The following is an 895-nucleotide window of genomic DNA, read 5'->3' on the forward strand; positions in this document are numbered from 1 at the left end:
GGATATCACCCAACCGACCCTCAAGGACGCCATGATCAACGCCGCCAAGGCGGGCGTTTTCGTCGCCGCCTCGGCCGGCAACAGCGGCCCGGGCACCGTCCACATCACCGCCCCCTGGTTGACGACGGTCGCCGCGTCGACGCACGACACCGACTACACCGCCTCACTCACCCTGGGCAACGGCCGCCGCATCACCAACCGCAGCCTGAACTCGGGTGTCCCCTCGACCCCACTGGTCAACGCCGCCGACGTGCGCAAGTCGGACGCCGACGCCGAGCAGGCCGCGCTGTGCGCGCCGGGCACGCTCGACCCGGCGCGGACCAAGGACAAGATCGTGGTCTGCGACCGGGGCGGCAACCTCTTCGTCAGGGAGAAGGCCACCGAGGTCAAGTCGGCGGGCGGCAGGGCGATCGTCCTCACCCACACGCCGACCAGCGGCATGGACTTCTTCGCCACCACCTTCGCCATCCCCCTGTTCCAGGTGAGCAAGCAGAACTCGCCGACGGTGAAGGAGTACGCGGCCACCGAGAACGCGACCGCCGGGTTCCTCCCCAGCCAAAGCCACAAGACCACCGCCCGGGACGTCACCTCCTTCTCCTCCGGCGGCCCCGACGACCACAGCCACGGCGACCTGCTCAAGCCGGACATCACCGCCCCCGGCGAAGCCGTGCCGGCGGGCACGGTGCCGGGAGGCCTGAGCGGCTACGCGGGCTCCTTCGGCTTCATGTCCGGTACGTCGATGGCGTCGCCGCACATCGCGGGCCTCGCGACCCTGCTGAAGCAGCTCCACCCCGGCTGGTCGCCGATGGAGGTCAAATCGGCGCTGATGACCACGGCGACGACGAAGGACGAGAAGGGCGACCCCGTCGGCCGCCAGGACGCCGACTCCGCCACG

1 protein-coding gene is annotated in these 895 nt (G+C 70.4%); it reads left to right on the forward strand.

Features of this window, described 5'->3' with window-relative positions:
• Positions 1 to 895, forward strand: an 895-nt coding sequence (locus G3I60_RS43740; RefSeq protein WP_164608554.1) for a S8 family serine peptidase, incomplete at both ends; no start/stop codon positions are given.

This window comes from Streptomyces sp. SID13666, from assembly GCF_010548325.1.
GTDB lineage: Bacteria > Actinomycetota > Actinomycetes > Streptomycetales > Streptomycetaceae > Actinacidiphila > Actinacidiphila fildesensis.